This is a genomic window from Campylobacter concisus, from assembly GCF_002913045.1.
Lineage (GTDB): Bacteria > Campylobacterota > Campylobacteria > Campylobacterales > Campylobacteraceae > Campylobacter_A > Campylobacter_A concisus_AP.
Genome location: NZ_PPAF01000024.1, coordinates 1 through 448, shown reverse-complemented (window position 1 = coordinate 448; position 448 = coordinate 1). Strand labels below are relative to the sequence as shown.

The following is a 448-nucleotide window of genomic DNA, read 5'->3' as shown; positions in this document are numbered from 1 at the left end:
CGTGCTATACGTGCTAGCCGCGCTCATCTACCTGGTCGTTTGCACGCTGCTTACGTTTTTGCAAGCAAAGCTCGAAAAATACACTTCAAGGTATGTCTGATGTCCGTTAAATTTACAAATTTAAACAAATCTTTTGGCGATCACCTCGTCCTTGATAACATCAGCGTTGAGATCTTTGACGGGCAAACGACGGTCATCGTGGGCTCGTCAGGCTCTGGCAAATCGACCTTGCTGCGCTGCATAAATTTGCTGGAAATCCCGCAAAGCGGCGAGCTGGAACTTGGACGAGAGAGGATAAATTTCAGCACTAAATTTAGCCAAAGCGAGCTACTGCCGTTTCGTCAGCACACGGGCATGGTCTTTCAAGGCTTCAACCTCTTCCCGCACCTAAACGTGCTCGAAAACGTCATCGAAGGTCCCGTGCACGTGCTGGGCGTCCCAAACCAAG

1 protein-coding gene and 1 pseudogene are annotated in these 448 nt (G+C 49.8%); both read left to right on the top strand.

The genetic code is table 11. The features are described 5' to 3' along the window. Positions 1–100, top strand: a pseudogene (locus CYP43_RS09635) (cysteine ABC transporter permease); the annotation flags it as partial. Next, positions 100–448: ATP-binding cassette domain-containing protein (locus tag CYP43_RS02575; RefSeq protein WP_141089834.1), on the top strand; the 349-nt coding region annotated here is incomplete at its 3' end. The pseudogene CYP43_RS09635 and the gene CYP43_RS02575, both read left to right, overlap by 1 nt.